The organism is Priestia sp. VA7 (genome assembly GCF_055710015.1).
On record NZ_JBVQPN010000003.1, the window covers coordinates 308,413 to 325,894 of the forward strand.

The following is a 17,482-nucleotide window of genomic DNA, read 5'->3' on the forward strand; positions in this document are numbered from 1 at the left end:
CTTTTTTGTATTCAATTATAAAAAAGGAGGAAAAGACTCGGACATTTAGAGGAGAAACGTTACATAAAAAGAGAAGGTGGAGGTAACTATGGAGGAACTAATTGGCGTATCAGTGCAAGGTTTGCTGCAAATTATTTTTCTTGATTTAATTTTAAGCGGGGATAACGCAATTGTTATTGCAATGGCGGCTCGTAACGTACCAAAAGATTTACAAAAAAGAGCGATTTTAATTGGAACAGGCGGCGCGATTGGTCTTCGATTATTATTTGCGGCTATTATTGTCCCTTTATTAAAAATTCCATTAATCGGAGCGGTCGGCGGTTTGATGCTAGTGTGGATTGCATATAAATTATTAGCGGATAATCACGATCACGGCGACAATCCTCAAGGTGGAGCAACGGTATGGAGCGCGGTTAAAACGATCATTATCGCAGATGCGGTCATGTCATTAGATAATGTATTAGCTCTAGCAGGTGTAGCTCACGAATTTGTCCCGATTATGATTGGTGTATTAATTTCAATTCCGATTATTATTTGGGGAAGCAGCTTTATTATGAAAGCAATGGAAAAATTTCCGATTATCATTTACGCTGGAGCGGCGATGCTTGCATGGTCTGCTGGAAAAATGATTGTTGAAGATAAAATTATCGGCGGATTTGTTCCGAGCACAGCTTTACATCTCGCTATTCAAGTTATCTTAACTATTGCAGTTGTAGGCATTGGATATATGAAAAACAAAAAAATGAAAAAAGAACAAGCCCACGCAGCTTAAAAAAAAGAGCGTACGGATCATCCGTACGCTCTTTTTTTATGATTCGGGGTAGTGCATAAGCAAAAAAAAGCTTGCTTCTTCTTCAGAAGAATTGATATAGCTGTGAGAGGTATTTCCTGAAAAATGCAGAGCATCTCCTGAAACTAATTCATGTTCTTCATTTTCAAAACGAACCGTTAATTCGCCTTCTTTAATAAGTAAGTATTCATCTCCTAAATGAGTTTTCGCTTCGTGCACGCATCCAGGCTTTAATGTGACGATGTAAATTTCAAACTTTTTTTCCGGATGATAAGGAAAAAAAGAATATACTAAGTAATCACCTTTGTTGTCCGTGATGGGATCTAGCTGTTTTATGCTTACTTTCTGCACATCCGGGGTGTCTTCTTTCATAAATACAGAAAAAGAGACTTGAAGGCCGTTGGCGATTTTCCAAAGCGTGGTAACCGTGGGACTGGATTTACCCTTTTCAATTTGTGCAAGCATTGCTTTACTAACACCGGTTAATTCGGAAACTTGATCAAGCGTCAAATTTCGATGTTTTCGTAATTTAACAAGATTTTTAGCAATAATATCTTGAATCGCGTCCATTGTTGTACTCCTTTAATTATTATAAAGATAGTATAACATACCGTTGTTTAATATAACGTATAGATGTATAATATAGCAGAAAAGGAGGGAGTACGGTGATTGCAGAAAAAGCAGTACAGCAAAGAGAAAAAGTGGACTTAACGTTCAGACAAGGGGCTAAGGATTGTATCCCTACGCTACTCGGTTACATAAGTATAGGGCTTGCGGCTGGGATCGTTGGAGTATCCTCGCATCTTTCCGTTATGGAAGTTGCTTTATTATCAGCGCTCGTGTATGCAGGGGCAGCACAGTTTATTATTTGTGCACTGATGGTTGCAAACAGTTCGATTTCAGCTATTATTCTCACAACATTTATTGTAAACTTACGACACTTTCTTTTGAGCGCTACGGTCGCGCCTGAATTTACAAAATATTCGTTATTAAAAAACGTTGGAATCGGAGCCCTTCTAACGGATGAATCATTCGGGGTGTCTTCAAGTAAAATTGCAAAAGGTGAGCCAATTAATGACCGCTGGATGAACGGATTAAATATAACGGCTTACGTCAGCTGGATTATCGCCTGTACGGCAGGAGCTATTTTTGGCCATATGCTATCAAACCCGGAAGCCTTTGGGTTTGATTTTGCCTTAACAGCTATGTTTTTAGCTCTGCTTGTTTTACAAATCGAAAGCGTGTTACCTTCAAAGCTTAATCATTACTTACGTTTGATTCTTTATATGGCGATTATTATGATTGTGCTGTCTTTTTTCGTACCTTCACATGTGGCTGTATTGATTTCAACGATTATTGTAGCGACAATCGGGGTGGTGACGGATAAATGAGCATCCACTACCCAACACTCATCGTTATTTTAGGATGTGCCCTTGTTACCGTAGTTCCCCGCATTGTTCCGTTTTTAGTTGTGCGTAACATCGCGCTGCCAGAACCCGTATTAAAATGGCTATCCTATATTCCTATTTGTATTTTAACCGCACTTGTTGTAGAAAACTTTATCATTCAAGCAAATGACAGCGTAAAGATTAACTGGCCCGTCATTATCGTAGTCATTCCAACCTTACTGATTGCGCTGAAAACCAAAAGCTTATCCATCACCGTTATTAGCGGAGTTGGAATGATGGCGCTGCTTCGTTTTTTTCTTTTGTCATGAAAGCTCAAGTTATGCTCTTGAGCTTTTTTATTGTCTCCTTTACGCACGCTTTTTCATATAGTATGATAAGAGTGTAAATTAGAAGCCAATGAAAACTAAAATATAGATGAGGTGCTTTTATGAGCGGAGTAGTATCTAAATAGGAACAATTGAATGAAATAAATTAAATAAGCAAGACGGGTATTTTTTGGAGAATGAAGGTACCCTTTATTTGCTTATGGATTTATTTCACTGCCTATGAAGATACCTACAATGCTTTATAAAGGGTTCGGCACTTGTCGCGAAAGAGGCGTCTGTTTTTACAGAGCTTTCTTTTGTGATATGTGTTTAGACACCTTATGAACGCAAAAAGCTGTGGGATCACCACAGCTTTTTTTGTTTACCTTTTTCATTGCCTTCTAATGAATAGGTATCTTCATATGTGATGACAAATCATAGTGAGGAGAAAAACCATGAATACGATGACATTTGAAAAATTGCAGTATCAGGAATTAAAAGAAATCGTAAAATCTCACTGCATAAGTGAGCTGGGAAAACAATTAATGGATAAACTTCAGCCGAGCACATCTCTTAAAACAGTAAAAAACCGACTTAAAGAAACAACGGAAGCACGAAGACTTCTAGATGCTGAGAAATCACTTCCGCTATCAGGTGTCTCAGGTATAGGAAGAGTCATCGAAAAGCTTGAAAAAGGCATGATTTTAGAGCCCGAAGAGCTAATGCGCGTATCCGATTTTTTAAAAGGCTGCAGAAAAGTAAAACAATATATGGTGGATAAAGAATTTTTTGCGTCGCTCTTAAGTTCCTATGCCCATTCGATGAAAGAACTGACAGGTATAGAAGAGGAAATTAATTTTGCGATCAAAGCCGGAAAAGTAGACGCTGCGGCAAGCAAAGAGCTCAAGCGTATAAGAAGACATATAGAAGGAACGGAAGCTAAGATTTCAGAACAGCTTGCGAAATTTTTACGAAACGGTAAAAACAAAGAGTATATTCAAGACTTCTTCATCAGTAAAAAAGGAGACCGCTATACGATTCCGATCAAGGCATCCTATAAAAACCATGTTGGAGGAACGATTGTTGAGACATCTTCTAAAGGGTCAACAGTGTTCATAGAGCCGGCATCTATTACAAAGCTGAATGCGGAACTAGCGATTTTGAAAGCAGAAGAAGAGGTAGAAGAATATCAAATTTTAGCGTCTTTAACAGGTTTAGTGTTAGAGAAGCTAGCTGATATTCATATTAATTTAGAGCTAATTAGCCAATACGACATGGTGTTTGCCAAAGCAAAATACAGTAAACAGGCCGATGGAATCGAACCTAAAATTAATGATTATGGATATATTCATTTAAAAGGTGCATATCACCCGCTGTTAACTGGTAAAATTGTTCCGCTTCACTTCGAAATTGGCGAGAATTATCGAAGCTTAATTATTACCGGACCTAACGCAGGAGGAAAAACCGTTGTCTTAAAAACGATTGGGCTACTGACACTCGCTACAATGTTAGGCTTTCATATTACAGCTGATGAAGGAACAGAAATTGCATTGTTTGAACATATTTTTGTCGATATCGGCGACAACCAAAGTATTGAAAATGCGCTGAGCACCTTTTCCTCACACATGAAAAATATATCGACTATTTTGCAAAAAGCAACGAACAATACGCTGCTCCTATTCGATGAAATTGGCAGCGGCACCGAACCGAATGAAGGAGCTGCACTTGCGATTGCGATTTTAGAAAAGTTTTATCATATGGGCTGCATAACGGTCGCGACTACGCATTACGGAGAAATTAAGCGTTTCTCAGAAATTCATCCTGACTTTATGAATGCCGCGATGCAGTTCAACAGTAAAACATTAGAACCGCTGTATCAGCTGTTAATTGGCACATCTGGTGAAAGCAATGCGCTTTGGATTTCAAAGAAAATGAAGGTAGAAGAAGAGATTTTACAAAAAGCAAAGTTCTATATGGAAAGCAAATCGTATGATACAGAAGTTGTCAGAGAAAATAAAATAAAAAAACCAACTGTTTTGAAGGAAAAGAAAAAAGACCTTGTTGAATACCAAATGGGAGATCGAGTCAAGCTGTTAGATTATGAAAATCATGCGATTGTGTATAAGTCTAAAGACAACACAAACAATATAGTCGTACTCTATCAGAATGAGTTAATTGAAGTAAACGTTAAGCGAGCAGTTCTTGAAATCAAAGCTGCTGAATTATATCCCGAAGGCTATGACCTCGATTCATTATTTATTAGCTATAAAGATCGAAAAGAGCAGCATGATCTGCAGCGAGGATCAAAAAAAGCATTGCGGAAAATTGAAAAAGATATACGCGAAAATAGATAAAGCAGAAACCCAGCACTTATAAGAAAGTGCTGGGCTTTGTTTTTATGCAGCTTCTTAAAACTACATAGAACAAATCTCCAAATAAATTTTAAAAGAATTTACATTATTTTTATAGTTGTTTATTGTTGTGGTTTTTTGTTGTTTTGATGTGTTATAATATTAAATGGTTATAAAAACAATATAAACAACAATAATCAACATCTAAAACACTTTCATTTTGTTAAGTGTAAAAAACAGCCTCAGATATAAATGCACTCATTATTTTTACCGCTTTCGTCCATCGTAGGAATTCTCTACGAATGAGAAAACTATTTATCAAAACATTGTAAATGGCAAATTAAATAGCGAAAGGAAAGAGGAAAATGAAAAAAATCGAAGCTGTAGTATTCGACTGGGCTGGAACAATGATTGATTACGGGTGTTTTGCTCCGCTTGAGGCGTTTTTAGAGGTATTTAAAAGACATGAGGTAGAAATTACAATTGAAGAAGCTAGAGAGCCAATGGGCATGCTGAAAATTGAACATATCCGAGCGCTTCTTAAGATGCCGCGTATTCAACGGGAATGGAAAAAAGCACACGGATCAAAGCCAACAGAACATGATGTTGCAAAACTGAATGATGAATTTGAATCAAGCTTATTTTGTATATTAGAAGACTTCACCACGCCTATTCCTGGAGCTGTTGAGCTTTCAGAGCGTTTGCGAAACAGAAATATTAAAATAGGTTCTACGACGGGGTATACGAAAAAAATGATGGAGATTGTTGCGCCAAAAGCAAAAGAAAAAGGATATTCACCGGACTGTTACTTCACAGCAGATGATGTAAAAGCAGGCCGGCCATATCCATGGATGTGTTACCGTAATGCCATGGAGTTAGATGTCTTTCCTATGAATCGTATTATAAAAGTAGGAGACACCGTAACAGATATGCAAGAAGGAAAAAATGCCGGCATGTGGACAGTAGGCGTGATTTTAGGAAGCAGTGAGATGGGACTTTCTGAAGAAGCAGAAAAAAATATGGATCAAAAAGAATTGAAAATAAAAATGGAAGAAGTGCGAAGCCGTTTAGAAGAAGCCGGGGCAAATTTCGTAGTGGATCGCATATCTGACCTTGATCAAGTGATTAATCAATTGGAACAACAATAAAGAGGAGGATTATCATGAAAAATCCATATTTGCTTTTAACTCCAGGTCCATTATCTACGACAGCTTCGGTTCGCGAAACGATGCTGAAAGATTGGTGTACATGGGATGATGAATATAATAATCTGGTCCAAGATATAAGAAAGCGCTTAGTCAAGCTGGCAACGGCGTCTTCTTTATACACTGCTGTGTTAATGCAGGGAAGCGGCACGTTTTGTGTAGAAGCAGCCATCGGAACGTTCGTACCGAGAGACGAAGGGAAAATCCTGATAGCAGCAAATGGAGCTTACGGCTTAAGAATGGTTCATATGTGTGAAGCAATCGGAATTAATAACACTGTATATAAAGTAAATGAAACTGAGTCTTTTGATACAGATGTGATTGAACGAATGCTTCAAGAAGACGAAGACATCACTCATGTAGCTGTCGTTCACTGTGAAACGACAACAGGAATTTTAAATCCTATTGAAGAAGTATGTTGTATTGCTAAGCGCTATAATAAAATGACCATTGTAGACGCCATGAGCAGTTTTGGTGGTATACCCATGGATATAGAGCATCTGCAGATTGATTTACTTATCAGCAGTTCGAATAAATGCATTCAAGGCGTTCCTGGATTCGGATTTGTCATTGCTAAAACAGATGAGCTTGAAAAATGTAAGGGAAATGCCCGTTCTCTTTCACTCGACCTTTATGATCAATATAAAACGATGGAAAGAGATAAAGGGAAATGGCGCTTTACCTCTCCAACTCATGCGGTTCGGGCATTTTATCAGGCGCTCCTGGAACTTGAAGAAGAAGGGGGAGTCCAAGCTCGTTTTGAGCGGTATCGGGAAAATCAGCACTTGCTAGTGACAGGAATGAAGAAACTAGGGTTTAATACTCTGCTGCAGTCAAAACAGCAGTCACCCATTATTACATCATTTCTTTACCCTAACGATTCTCTTTTTACATTTCAAGGATTTTATCAATCTTTAAAAAAACAAGGTTTCGTCATTTACCCTGGAAAAGTTTCTCAAGCTGGCACCTTTAGAATTGGAAATATTGGAGACGTACATAAACAAGATATCGAAAGGTTGCTAGAAGCGATTCATTCGACAGTGAAGCGAAAGGAGACGCAGCAATAAACGTGTTTTTTTTAGGTGGTGCCGGCAATATTTCTCACGCACCAGTATTAAATTTAGCGGAGCACTATCTTTCAAGAGGTAAAGAAGCAATGTCTGCATGAAGAAAGAAAATATCATCTTTACATGAGCAAATTTTTTCGTAAAGTTAGGAGTGCAATAATGTGTCTTTATTGGCAGAACAACGTAAAAAAACAATTTTAGATATGATTGAACATCAAGGGCAAGTCAAAGTAAACGAATTAGCGCACACTTTTGATGTATCGACTGAGACTATTCGCCGTTATCTAGAAGAATTAGAAGAAGAAAAAAAGTTAAAAAAAGTGTATGGGGGGGCCGTGAAAATAGAGACAGAAATTGCTGAGCCCCCTATGTTTGAGCGAGAAGTCATCAGAAGCAAAGAAAAGAAAAAAATAGGGAATAAAGCAGCTAAGTTGATAGAAGAAGGCAACGTTATTTTTATAGATGAAGGCAGCACGACCATGCAAATGGTTTCGTCACTTGTTAATATTTCTAATATAACGGTTATTACAAATTCCTTTCCTCTTGTGACTATGCTAATCGACTACCAAAACAAGCAAGTTTTCAGCGGAGAAGTTATTTTTCTAGGAGGTCATGTAAGAAGCAAACATTTTCGGGCTTCTGGATCCCTAGCAGAAAGGGCTGCAAAAGAATTTTATGTAGATAAAGCCTTTATTTCAATTGACGGCCTTCATCCCGAAGCTGGAATTACGAGCTTTGACTTGGAAAAATGCCTTCTTTCTAAAGTCTTTATTGCCAATGCAAACCAGACCATTGTATTGGCTGATCATTCCAAGCTAGAAGTGAAGGCGAACTACAAAATAGATTCTTTAAAGCACATTGATTATATTTTATGCACTGCTCCTCTTCCGGAGACTTGGGGAGACTTGGACGCATGCTGGATAAAATGCTGAAAATAAAAAAGGCGAATGTTTATAAAATATTCGCCTTTTTGCTAATGACTTAAAAGGTAAGGAGGTTTCCTTTAACTATATTAGTAGTCTATAGGTATAAAAAACATCTCTCACCTCTCTAATGTACCTGAGAGACGCGTTTAATAAACTATTCGTTTGCCGGAACGGGAAGACTCTTGAGCATTGTAAAACAAAAAGCCATTTTTTTTGCAAAATGTAAAGGAGGCTCTACAGATTGAATATGAAGATACATAAGGACCGGTTCTGTAAAAAGCCAATGGTTATGCAAAGCGCTTACGATAAGACCTTGCCGCGCAGCAGCTTCTGTAAAACGGGGGATTTCTTCTTGTAAAATAGCAATCTCAGCCAAGTTTAACGCGTTTCCCTGTGCGTCTATCGCTTCAAATGATACACCAACAGGAACGACAGAGCTGCTTTTCCGCCCTTGAACATGAGCTTGAAAGCTTCTTTTAAGAGACACTGAGCATCCTGTTGGACTAACTTTGCTTTTAGCGTTTAAAATCTGGCCAAACTGCTGACAAATTTCACTTGTAGTATACATATAAGCTCCTGCCTTTCTTCTATACTCTTAGTAAGCTTTATGACATCAGAGCTTCACTTATGCAAACAGTGTTCTTATAAAAAAATCCCCTTCACGATGAAGAGGATTTTTTTATTATTCAGCATGCGATGAGCGTTCATTTAACAAATTTTCATAAAAACGGGCAAGTGAAGCAGAAAGGTATGGAATAGACCATAAAAAGCCGATTCCTAGTGTAATGATACTTAATAAAAACCAGCCCAGAAAGCTTAGCAGCAGCAGGAAGTACTGTCCTTTATAACCATTCATCAACCTGCGGCTTTCTGTAATCGCCTGATTCATAGAGTAAGCAGGATTGTCTTTACAAATATAGTACGTTTGTGAATATGCCAGTGCTTTGATAACTCCAGGAATCAGTAAAAGCAGTGACCACAACATCACATAAAGAGTCATAAGTACATAAATTCCTAGTGACTTTACATAAAGCCCGAAGTCTTGGAATGTTTTAAACAAATGTCCCAACCGGACAGATTCACCTCGCGCCAAACTTAAAAATGCCCAGTAGTTCGCCATGAGAAGAGGCGAAAAGACAATAGCAAAGGCAGTTGAAATCCATGAGGCCGAATCAGATTCATCTTTCAGCCAATTGTCATAGCCGCCGCTTGCCACAATTTCAAATGGAATAGGCAGAAGCGTATATACTCCGTACGTCACCACCGTCAGTAAAATCGCAAGTCCCCAGCGATTCTTTAAAGAAGCTTTAGCTTCTCTTTTAATCGTACCGATGTTCATGTTGTTCCTCCTTTAATGTTGCAAAACAGTATCTTTTTGCTTGTATTAACATGTAAAGCATGCACAATTGTTAATTTTGTATGAAATGAAAATAATAGTCAATAGGTTCTGAGATGAAAAGCAAACCTCCTGCGAAAAATTTTTACTAGACAGATAGAAATCGCTAAATAGGTACAATCTGCTTTTGAACTACTTTTGAAGAAAGAGGAGGTGCAAAAGCACTGTGTGCGATGCTTTATTTTAGTATGAAGTAAAACCCTCATGGACAGAGACAGACTTTCTGAGATAGGAGGGGTTTCTATGTTTGAAATGATCAAAATGATGCAACAAGTCTTAAGTGAAAACGGCAGTATTCCTTTATAATGAATGTAAGAAAGAATGAGAGGAGACTGTGAAAGTGGAAAAAGAGAATCTCACTCAAACATTTTATAATTTAGAATGCAGTCACTTAAAATCTGAGATACGCACCTCTACTAAAGAGCTTTCAAATATTCTTGCAGATGATTACGTGGAGTTTGGCAGCTCGGGCAGGGTATGGAAACGAAAAGATTACAATAACAATCATGTACTTTCGCCAGATGTATTCGAAATCTCTCATTTTCATATAGACGTATTGTCTCCTGACTGCGTATTAACTACTTATCATCTTATGAATCATACGGCAGAAAAAAAGACGCTTCGCAGTTCTATTTGGCGAAAAAGAGAAGAAAAGTGGCGTTTGTTTTTCCATCAAGGCACGGTGAGCAACGGCGATCAATAAATAAGATTATTCGGTTATTATTATACTTTCCCTCTATTTGATGCTATGATGAAAGTATATTTTGACGTAAGGGATGTTTTAAAATGAGCAAAAATAACGTAAAAAAAGAAGTATTTTCATGGATTAAGTCCATTGTTATTGCATTGGTTATTGTAGTGGGAGTTCGCCATTTTTTATTTGCGCCAACTACGGTTCACGGTGAATCGATGTATCCAACGTTTGAAGATTCAAACCGCGTCATTTTAAATAAAATCAGTGATGTTGATCGCTTTGATATGATTGTATTTCATGCACCGGATGCAGATGAAAATTATATTAAACGTGTAATTGGCCTGCCAGGAGATACGGTAGAAATGAAAAACGACGTTCTGTATATTAACGGCAAAGCTTATAAAGAGCCGTATTTAAAAGAATCTAAAAAATCTCTTGCACCTGATGAGAAATTCACGGAAGATTTTACGCTTCAAACGCTGCCTGCAACTGATGGCAAAGTGAAGGTACCGAAAAATTCACTGTTTGTCATGGGAGACAACCGTCCTGTAAGTCATGATGGACGAGCATTTGGCTTCATTCCACAAAAATCAGTTATCGGAAAAGTGCAGTTTCGCTACTATCCGTTAAATGAAGTAGGCGAACCGAAATAAAAAAGACAGAAAGACTGACGAAATTTAATTCGTCAGTCTTTTTTTGTTGGGTGAAAAGAACTGATTTTAAAAAAACGATTTGCTTTGTGAGAGTTAAACATCTTCTAAAGAATTAGTAAATTAGACTTTGTTTTTTTCTTTGTTTAGGAAATTATAAGGGTGTTTAAAAAGGGACTTCTAGGTACCTATGTTACTTCAAAGTAAGAGGTAGTACTGATAGGTAAGTAGTTTTTATGGGTATACAGATATATGAAGATAAAGAAACAAAGATTTGGGAAAGGAGCAGGTCAGCATGAAAAACGTATTAATCATTAATGGACACGAGTATTATAAAAAGTCAAAAGGAGAGTTAAATCAGACGATTTTTAACGAAATACAGCATTTACTCACTGATCAATTTGACATTAAAACAACGGTGGTTGATAAAGGCTACGAAGTAGAAGAAGAAATTGAAAAGTGGCTATGGGCTGATGTTGTGATTATGCAGACGCCTATTTACTGGTTCAGCATTCCCGGAAAGTTTAAGCAATATATTGATCGCGTGTATATGGATAACATTTTCTTTAAAGGTTCAAATCAATACGGGCGAGGGGGCTTATTAACAGGGAAAAAATACATGTTTTCTCTCACATGGAATGCACCGGAAGCTATTTTCGACAATGACGAAGCTTTCTATGAAGGAAAAAGTTTAGACGAAGCCATTATGCATTTGCATAAAATGAATCAGTACGTCGGTATGAGTCCACTTCCAACTTACTCTATTCATGATGTAGTTAAACATCCAAACATTGATCACTACAAGCATAAATTAAAAAATCACGTAGCAGAAGTATTTGGAATAGGAGAGTATCAATAAAAACCGATACTACAAAAAACCTGACTAAACAGTCAGGTTTTTTTATTCACTGTGACGTAAAAATCGTAGTCAAAAACAGTTTTTCTTTTTCTATCTAATCACTAGCGAAATGGCTACAATGGTAAGGAAGAGTTAACCATCAAGTTGCACAATAATTCGACCAGAAGTGGTAATGAAAGCGTAAACATTTTGGTGGAGATCAGTGATAGAATAAATTTAAGCAAGGGGGGAGCAATTGATGCATCTAGATGAAAGGAGCAATTTAATTTTAAAACGAGTGGTTAGTAATCCAGGTATTTCCAATGCAGAATTAGAGAGAAAGTATCATCTTTCACGGAGGCAGATTAGCTACAGCTTTACAAAAATTAATGACTGGTTAAAGAGTAATAACTACCCAAAAATTCAGCGAACGAACGGGGGGAAATTTATTATTGATCCTCTTCTAATGGAACTGTTTGCTGAAAAAGTCGAACACTCTGCTGGAAGTTATATTCCGTCTGAAAAAGAAAGAGCTCAATTGGTTTTGCTTATGCTATTAGGCAGCGAAGAAGAATTATCTTTACTTCATTTCTCCAGCTCGCTATCAGTGAGTAAGAATACAGTATTAAGAGATATGAAATATACACAGAAAATTGTAAATGGTTATCATCTTGAAATTATTTATTCGCGAATGCATGGATACGACATAGTAGGAAGTGAGTGGAATAAAAGGAAGCTGCTTATTGAAGTACTGCGGACCGTATATGACATGTATCAAGGCGAGACGTATATTCAGGCATATACAGGAATTTCAAGAGAAGAAATTCAGAGATTAAAAGAGCAAATGGAAAAAGTAGAAAAGCGTTTAGCACTTCAATTTATCGATCAAAAAATAAAACTTCTTCCATATACAATAGCCATTTTGTTAAAACGAATTAAAAAAGGAAACTTAATTAAAGATTCTTATCATATCGACTATGAAGAACTATCGGATACAAAAGAGTTTGAAGCTGCCGAAATTTTAATTGAAGATGCTGCTTGTATCCCAAAGGAAGAACGTTTATTTATTACATTACAATTGCTTACTTCTAACGTTCTATCCTCCCAATTTTTAAGAGAGGAAGAAACTCTTGAATTAAAATCTTCATTAAAAAACAGCCTTGCGTTATTTGAGAAAAAAGCATGTATTACTTTTAAAGAAAAAGAGAAGCTGCTTCAAAAATTAGTGCTGCATATGAAACCAGCTTACTACCGCATTAAATATCAGCTAACTACTAACTATTCAATAATTGAAAAAGTTAGTGAAGAGTTCGAAGCCATTCACTACATTGTAAAGGACTCATTAAAGCCTTTTGAAACTTATATTGGCTGCTCTATTCCTGAAAGCGAAGTGATGTTTATTACCGTTTTTATTGGCGGACATTTAATTAACAGTGGCGAAACGATACAGCTGAAAAAGCGAGCGGTTGTTGTTTGTCCTAACGGGGTATCCATTTCACATTTGATGGAGCACACGCTGCGTGATCTATTTCCAGAGTTTTATTTCTACGAAGCTCTTTCAATTCGAGAATTTGAGCAATCAAAAGCAGAATTTGATATGGTATTTTCTCCTGTTACTGTTCAGACTTCTAAGCATTTATTTATTGTGGAACAATTTATTTCCGATTTTCAAAAGCTGCAGCTTCGGCAGCGAGTCATTCAAACCATATTCGGTTTAAATACATCCGTGGTAAACATTGAACAGTTAATAAGTGTCATTGAAAAATACGCAAAAGTTGAGCAGAAGTCTCAACTTCAAAAAGCATTGCAAGACTATTTTTCTCTCCAAATATTAAACGAAACAAGTAAAAATCAAGAATACAGTTTAGCAGATTTAATTACACCCGAAACAATTGTGCTGCGCGATCAAGTGGAAAGCTGGAAGGAAGCTATTTCAATAGCCGCTGCCCCGCTTTTACATAAAGGTGTTATTACTGAAGCTTATATTGATAAAATGCAGGAACAATATCCGTCTATGTCTCCACATATTGTACTAAGACTTAATGTTGCCATACCTCACGCAAGCCCTGAGGACGGTGTTCAAGCAGTAGGCATGAGCTTACTTAAGTTAAAAGAAGGCTTATTATGCGGAGAGCAAAAAGTTCATTTTATTGTTGTTATCGCAGCTATTGATAAAAAGAAACATTTAAACGCTATGCTGCAGCTGATGAAGTTAGCGGAAATGAACGGGGTAATAAATGAGATGAAACAGCTAAATGAAAAATACAAAATCTATGAAATAATTAAAACGCACTCTATCTAATCATGGTACAGAATGTATAGCAAGGAGGATACAATCGTGACATTACAGCCTTTTTTAAAAGAAGAGTTACTGAAGTTAAATAGTGTATGTAAAGACCAAGCCGATATCTTTGAAATGGTGTACAAAGAGGCATTTGGCAAAGGGTATGTCAGTGAAAACTTTCTGGCAAAAATCAAAGAAAGAGAAGCATCTTTTCCGACAGGCCTCCAAATAGGCGATTACAGTGTAGCAATCCCTCATACAGATCCAGAGCACGTTTTTGAACAATTTATTAGTGTGGTTACCTTACAAAAACCTGTATCATTTTATTTAATGGATGATAATACAAAAAAAGTGGATGTGCGCATTGTGCTTCTATTAGGTTTAAACCAGCCTCACACCCAGTTAACAGTACTTCAGGAGCTGATGCAAACAATTCAAGATCAGCAAAAAATAGAGCAATTATTACAGGCTGAAAATCAAAGGAATGTTCAAGCTATTTTTAATGGAGTTGAAAAAATTAGTACAAAAGGGGAGAAGTAAAATGAAAAAGTATACGGTATTAGTAGCGTGCGGAGCGGGAATTGCAACATCAACAGTGGTGTGTGAACGAGTGGAAAATCTATTAAAAGACAACGGCATTAACGCGGAAGTTGTGCAGTGTAAAATTGCCGAAGTAGCTTCTCGCCAAGAAGGAGCAGATTTAATTGTATCGACAACGATTTTACCCACAACGTACAGCACCCCGGCATTAAGCGCAACCTCCTATCTCACAGGGATTGGCATGGAAGCACTGGACCAAAAAATAATAGATGCCTTAAATAAACCAGTTGCAAATTGATTAGTCAGAAAATTAAAAATAATAAATCAGGAGATGATTAGAATGAAAAAATATACGGTATTAGTAGCGTGCGGAGCAGGAATTGCAACATCAACAGTGGTGTGTGAACGAGTGGAAAATCTATTAAAAGACAACGGCATTAACGCGGAAGTTGTGCAGTGTAAAATTGCGGAAGTAGCTTCTCGCCAAGAAGGAGCGGATTTAATTGTATCAACAACGATTTTACCCACAACGTACAGCATCCCGGCATTAAGCGCAACCTCCTATATCACGGGAATTGGCATGGAAGCACTGGACCAAAAAATTCTGACGCATTTACAGGCATAGGTATCACGCGTTGCCTCCATTTTAGAAAATGACAAAAGAAAAATGAGGGATGGATATGGATAAACTTCTATCAGGTGTGCAAGCAGTATTAAATCTAGGACCTACAGTTATTTTACCAATTGCCATTTTTATCTTAGGCCTGTTATTTAAAACAGGTGCAAAAAAAGCGTTTAAATCCGGAATTACAATAGGAATCGGTTTTGTCGGGATCAACTTAGTTATTGATTTACTTGTAAAAAACTTAGGACCAGCAGCACAAGCAATGGTTGAACGATTTGGTCTAAACCTAACTGTTATTGATACAGGATGGCCTTCTGCCGCTGCAATATCTTGGGCATCTCCCGTTGCAGCTATACTAATTCCTGTTTGCTTGTTTGTAAATATTATTTTGCTTTTATTAAAACTGACTAAGACGCTTGATATTGATATTTGGAACTACTGGCACTTTATCGCTGCTGGTGCAACAGGATACGTTGTCACAGGAAGCTGGTGGTTTGCAATATTGTGTACCGTTCTGTATGAAATTGCTGTTTTATTTGTAGCAGATAAGACGGCGCCAATGGTTCAAAAATTTTACGGGTTAGAAGGAATTTCTCTTCCTACAGGCTCTACAGCTGCGTTTGGACCAATTGGTATTTTGGTAGGTATGGGTGTATCAAGGATCCCAGGGATTAAAAGGTTGAATGCAGATCCCGAATCTATTCAAAAACGTTTTGGTATTTTCGGTGAACCAATGATGATGGGGTTAATCTTAGGGTGTGTAATTGGTATATTAGCAGGCTATGATCTTGGTAAAGTTTTTCAAGTAGGTATTTCAATGGGAGCGGTTATGCTTTTGATGCCTAGAATGGTTAAAATCTTAATGGAAGGACTTATTCCAATTTCTGAAGCAGCTCGTTCTTTTCTTCAAAAACGATATGGTGATCGTGAAATATATATTGGATTAGATGCCGCTCTTGCAGTAGGACATCCATCCGTTATGGCTACAGCACTATTACTTGTCCCGATTACATTACTTTTAGCTGTCATTCTGCCTGGGAATAAAGTGTTGCCTTTTGGGGATTTGGCTACCATTCCTTTCTATGTAGCTTTTGTTGTGGGCTCATTAAGAGGAAATATTATACACTCTCTTATTTCGGGCACCGTTATGGTAGCGCTATCACTTTACATGGCGACGAATTTCGCAGATGTGCATACGCAAATGTTATCAGGAGCCCAGTTTTCTATGCCGGAAGGTGCAACACAAATTTCAAGTTTAGACATGGGAGGAAACTTATTTAACTGGCTTATTCTTAAGTTCTCTCAGCTGTGGGCTTCTATTTTTTAAAATAGACACAAACAGGAGGTAAGGCAATGAAAGCGGCCGTGCTGCATGAAAAAAATGAAATTATTTATCAAGATATTAGCATTGATTCCTGCCGAGCGAATGAAGTCAAAATAAAAGTAATGGCAGCAGGAATATGCGGATCGGATACACACAAAATGACAAGCAGATGGAAGTATCCGCTGCCTGCCATTATGGGTCATGAATTTGCTGGATATATCGTCGAAATAGGGGCAAAAGTAACAGATTTGAACGTTGGGGACAGAGTAGCTGCTATTCCATTTAAACCGTGCAGCGCATGTGAATATTGCCAAAAAGGACAGTATTCGTTATGCGAAAACTATGGAATGATTGGTGCTCAAGCATTTGGCGGATTTGCTCAGTATGTCAATATTCCAGCTTCTAATGTTATACAAGTAGGAGAGATGGACTTTGAAGAAGCAGCGATGATAGAACCTTTAGCAGTAGCGCTTCATGGAGTACTTAATATTCATCCGCAAATAGGAGACACCGCAGCGGTCTTTGGAGCAGGAGTCATTGGCATGCTGACGATTCAATGGTTGAAAATTGCGGGTGTAAAAGAAATCATCGCCATCGACATTTCTAGTGAAAAGCTTGCAGAAGCGAAGGCCCTGGGTTGTGAAAAAGTGATTCATGCCCGTTACGAAAATGTCCTTGAAAAAATTAATGAATATACAAAAGGAAGAGGAGTGGATCTTGCGCTCGAATGTGCAGGTTCCCCTCTCACTCAAGAGCAGTGCCTGCTCGTTACTCGTAAAAAAGGGAAGGTTGGATATTTAGGTATTGCTTATTCAGATGTTTGTTTATCTGAAGCAGCATTTGAGAGTATTTTTAGAAAAGAGCTTACGTTGCAAGGTTCCTGGAACTCTTATTCTGCACCGTTTCCCGGGAAAGAGTGGAAAACAAGCGTTGACTTTATTTTAAATGGAAAGATTAGATTAAAGGAATTAATTTCTCATCGATTCAAGTTAGAAGACACGCAAAAGGCATTTAATATGATTATTAATCGAGAAGAAGCTTATGGAAAAGTGTTAATAATTCCAAATAAGGAGTGAAA

At 37.5% G+C, this 17,482-nt stretch carries 19 protein-coding genes; 16 read left to right on the forward strand and 3 right to left on the reverse strand.

From position 1 onward, the window contains the following. Positions 1-88 precede the first annotated feature (88 nt). Positions 89-772 carry a TerC family protein gene (locus AC0C45_RS14210; protein WP_034650563.1) on the forward strand — a complete coding sequence of 228 codons (684 nt, stop codon included), beginning with the start codon at positions 89-91 and terminating at the stop codon, positions 770-772. A gap of 36 nt (positions 773-808) precedes the next feature. Here the strand turns inward: AC0C45_RS14210 and AC0C45_RS14215 are convergent, their stop codons facing one another. Then, positions 809-1,360, reverse strand: coding sequence for a helix-turn-helix domain-containing protein (locus AC0C45_RS14215; protein WP_016764849.1), 552 nt, complete (start codon positions 1,358-1,360; stop codon positions 809-811). 95 nt (positions 1,361-1,455) lie between these two features. Between AC0C45_RS14215 and AC0C45_RS14220 the strand changes: the two genes are divergently transcribed. The 6 genes from AC0C45_RS14220 (at position 1,456) to AC0C45_RS14245 (ending at position 8,059) form a co-directional block, all read left to right on the forward strand. After that, on the forward strand, positions 1,456-2,181 hold the full coding sequence (locus tag AC0C45_RS14220; protein WP_034650567.1) for an AzlC family ABC transporter permease: 726 nt from the start codon (positions 1,456-1,458) through the stop codon (positions 2,179-2,181). Continuing rightward, positions 2,178-2,507 (forward strand): AzlD domain-containing protein, encoded by a 330-nt coding sequence (locus AC0C45_RS14225; protein ID WP_016764847.1) that lies wholly within the window; start codon positions 2,178-2,180, stop codon positions 2,505-2,507. The genes AC0C45_RS14220 and AC0C45_RS14225 overlap by 4 nt, the downstream gene beginning before the upstream one ends. Positions 2,508-2,959: 452 nt before the next feature. After that, positions 2,960-4,858 carry an endonuclease MutS2 gene (locus AC0C45_RS14230; protein ID WP_171776967.1) on the forward strand — a complete coding sequence of 633 codons (1,899 nt, stop codon included), beginning with the start codon at positions 2,960-2,962 and terminating at the stop codon, positions 4,856-4,858. Positions 4,859-5,220: 362 nt separating this feature from the next. Next, positions 5,221-6,003 (forward strand): phosphonoacetaldehyde hydrolase, encoded by a 783-nt coding sequence (phnX, locus tag AC0C45_RS14235; RefSeq protein ID WP_047931994.1) that lies wholly within the window; start codon positions 5,221-5,223, stop codon positions 6,001-6,003. 11 nt (positions 6,004-6,014) lie between these two features. Beyond that, positions 6,015-7,127 carry a 2-aminoethylphosphonate--pyruvate transaminase gene (gene phnW, locus AC0C45_RS14240; protein ID WP_171777821.1) on the forward strand — a complete coding sequence of 371 codons (1,113 nt, stop codon included), beginning with the start codon at positions 6,015-6,017 and terminating at the stop codon, positions 7,125-7,127. Between the two features lie 161 nt (positions 7,128-7,288). Then, the gene (locus AC0C45_RS14245; protein ID WP_171776968.1) at positions 7,289-8,059 is read left to right on the forward strand and encodes a DeoR/GlpR family DNA-binding transcription regulator; all 771 of its coding nucleotides are present in this window, start codon (positions 7,289-7,291) and stop codon (positions 8,057-8,059) included. 148 nt (positions 8,060-8,207) lie between these two features. Here the strand turns inward: AC0C45_RS14245 and AC0C45_RS14250 are convergent, their stop codons facing one another. Both AC0C45_RS14250 and AC0C45_RS14255 read right to left on the reverse strand, forming a co-directional pair. Beyond that, positions 8,208-8,621 (reverse strand): DUF1259 domain-containing protein, encoded by a 414-nt coding sequence (locus AC0C45_RS14250; RefSeq protein WP_047931997.1) that lies wholly within the window; start codon positions 8,619-8,621, stop codon positions 8,208-8,210. 114 nt (positions 8,622-8,735) lie between these two features. Further along, positions 8,736-9,392, reverse strand: a complete 657-nt coding sequence (locus AC0C45_RS14255; RefSeq protein WP_472928223.1) for a DUF975 family protein — start codon at positions 9,390-9,392, stop codon at positions 8,736-8,738. A gap of 397 nt (positions 9,393-9,789) precedes the next feature. On the opposite strand from AC0C45_RS14255, the gene AC0C45_RS14260 reads away from it, so the two are divergent. From AC0C45_RS14260 to AC0C45_RS14300, 9 genes are all read left to right on the forward strand, one after another. After that, positions 9,790-10,152 carry a nuclear transport factor 2 family protein gene (locus tag AC0C45_RS14260; protein WP_472928224.1) on the forward strand — a complete coding sequence of 121 codons (363 nt, stop codon included), beginning with the start codon at positions 9,790-9,792 and terminating at the stop codon, positions 10,150-10,152. A gap of 83 nt (positions 10,153-10,235) precedes the next feature. After that, entirely contained in the window at positions 10,236-10,796 is a 561-nt protein-coding gene (gene lepB, locus AC0C45_RS14265) for a signal peptidase I (RefSeq protein WP_016764841.1), read from the forward strand. A 292-nt stretch (positions 10,797-11,088) separates the two neighbouring features. Beyond that, the gene (locus AC0C45_RS14270) at positions 11,089-11,652 is read left to right on the forward strand and encodes an NAD(P)H-dependent oxidoreductase (RefSeq protein ID WP_472928225.1); all 564 of its coding nucleotides are present in this window, start codon (positions 11,089-11,091) and stop codon (positions 11,650-11,652) included. Between the two features lie 238 nt (positions 11,653-11,890). Next, entirely contained in the window at positions 11,891-13,933 is a 2,043-nt protein-coding gene (locus tag AC0C45_RS14275; RefSeq protein ID WP_257061980.1) for a BglG family transcription antiterminator, read from the forward strand. Positions 13,934-13,969: 36 nt separating this feature from the next. Beyond that, positions 13,970-14,455 (forward strand): PTS sugar transporter subunit IIA, encoded by a 486-nt coding sequence (locus AC0C45_RS14280; RefSeq protein ID WP_016764838.1) that lies wholly within the window; start codon positions 13,970-13,972, stop codon positions 14,453-14,455. A gap of 1 nt (position 14,456) precedes the next feature. Then, on the forward strand, positions 14,457-14,753 hold the full coding sequence (locus tag AC0C45_RS14285) for a PTS sugar transporter subunit IIB (protein WP_171776970.1): 297 nt from the start codon (positions 14,457-14,459) through the stop codon (positions 14,751-14,753). A 42-nt stretch (positions 14,754-14,795) separates the two neighbouring features. Next, entirely contained in the window at positions 14,796-15,080 is a 285-nt protein-coding gene (locus AC0C45_RS14290; RefSeq protein ID WP_013057899.1) for a PTS sugar transporter subunit IIB, read from the forward strand. Between the two features lie 55 nt (positions 15,081-15,135). Next, positions 15,136-16,407 carry a PTS galactitol transporter subunit IIC gene (locus AC0C45_RS14295; protein WP_013057898.1) on the forward strand — a complete coding sequence of 424 codons (1,272 nt, stop codon included), beginning with the start codon at positions 15,136-15,138 and terminating at the stop codon, positions 16,405-16,407. A 26-nt stretch (positions 16,408-16,433) separates the two neighbouring features. Beyond that, positions 16,434-17,480, forward strand: coding sequence for a galactitol-1-phosphate 5-dehydrogenase (locus tag AC0C45_RS14300; RefSeq protein ID WP_047932006.1), 1,047 nt, complete (start codon positions 16,434-16,436; stop codon positions 17,478-17,480). Positions 17,481-17,482: the final 2 nt, after the last annotated feature.